Annotated in this window: 1 protein-coding gene; it reads right to left on the bottom strand. The window is 49.3% G+C overall.

All coding sequences use genetic code 11. The features are described 5' to 3' along the window. On the bottom strand, positions 1 to 1,654 hold a 1,654-nt coding region (locus C1T21_RS26905), incomplete at both ends, for a condensation domain-containing protein (RefSeq protein WP_146032533.1).

The following is a 1,654-nucleotide window of genomic DNA, read 5'->3' as shown; positions in this document are numbered from 1 at the left end:
GCCTCCGGCTTTCATAATCCCGAACATCCCCACGATCATATCTACCGAGCGCTCCGTCATCAGACCCACCAGACGATCCTTCGTCACGCCATGACTCCGTAAGGTACGAGCCAATCGGTTGGCTCGTTCATTCAGCTCGCGGTAGGTCAGCTGTTCTCCCTCGAAGAACAAGGCCGCCTGCTCTGGTGTTTGCAAAGCCTGCGCTTCAAACAAACCGTGAATTGTCTGCTCGCTTGGATACGCTGCCGCCGTATCTCCCCACACGTGCAGGATTTGCTCGCGTTCCTGCTCACTCAATAAATCCAGCTCACCCAATTTCGTATCGGGATTCGTCGTAATGATTTCAGTCAGTCGTATAAAGTGGCGTGTGATTTGCTCAATCGTTTCCCGTTTATACAATGTTGTCGCATACTGCAAACCGAATTGAATGCCATCCTCTTGTTCGCTGGCTTCCAGCGTCAAGTCAAACTTAGCTGGAACCTGCTCCATACCAAATGGCCGGAAGTTAATATCTGGAAGTTTCAACTCGTCTTGTTCCGTGTTTTGTAGCACAAACATCGTGTCGAACAGTGGGTTACGGCTCATATCCCGTTTCACATTCAGTTTTTCCACCAATTCCTCAAATGGATAGTCCTGATGCTCATACGCTTGCAAGGCCCGTTTTTTCACATCCTCCACATAGTGGCGGAATGTTTGCGCTGCGGTTGGGTAGTTGCGTATGGCTAGTGTTCCGACAAACATTCCGATAATTGGCTCCAAATCGGCATAACGTCGGCCCGCAATCGGGGTACCGATAATGATGTCTTCCTGTCCAGTGTAATGATGCAGAAGTGCTGTATAGGCCGCCAGAAGCACCATATACAGCGTCGAACCTGTCTGGGCTGCCAGCTCTTTTAATCGTTCGCTGACTTCACGTTCCAGTCCAAATACCACCATATCTCCAGCCGTGCTCCGCACTGCCGGGCGAGTAAAGTCGGTTGGAAGATCCAGTAAGGGCAGTTCACCCCTGAAGTTATCTAACCAGAACATCTCCTGACGTTTCATCCAATCCTGCTGTGTTTCACCTTGCTGCCATATGGCATAGTCTTTGTATTGAATCCGTAGCGGAGGCAATACCTCACCGCTGTATAAGCGTACAAATTCTTTGGTTAACACACCTGTTGATACACCGTCCGAGATAATATGGTGCATATCGAGCATCATCAGATATTGCTGTTCTTGTTCTCCCCCCTGCATACCCAGATCCAACAAGGATACCCGTAGCAACGGGGCTACCTGCAGATCAAACGGACGTACAAAACGTTGAACCCAATCTTGAACTTCTCGACTTACATGCTGTTCAGACCCTACTGTTTGCTGCTCGAACGCGGTATCACGATCAGAGATGGGCACATGTATTTGTTGATCAGCTTCTATGTGCGTTAGTACACGCCCTCCCTGCAACTTCGCATACTCCACCTCGAAGAATACAGTTTCTTGAATCCGTTGCACGGGTTCATTGTTTACCAGTCCAAAGCTGGTGCGGAAAGCTGCATGACGTGAGATCAACTGGCGGAAAACCTTCTTCACCCGTTTTACATCCAGCGGACCACTTACCTGAAGCACAGCGGGAATATTGTAGTTCACATCATCTGGATCAATCTGATGCAAAACG

It is taken from the genome of Paenibacillus sp. F4 (genome assembly GCF_002894905.1).
GTDB lineage: Bacteria > Bacillota > Bacilli > Paenibacillales > Paenibacillaceae > Paenibacillus > Paenibacillus polymyxa_B.
Note: the sequence above shows the minus strand (reverse complement) of the source record. Positions and strands in the feature narration are given on the sequence as shown.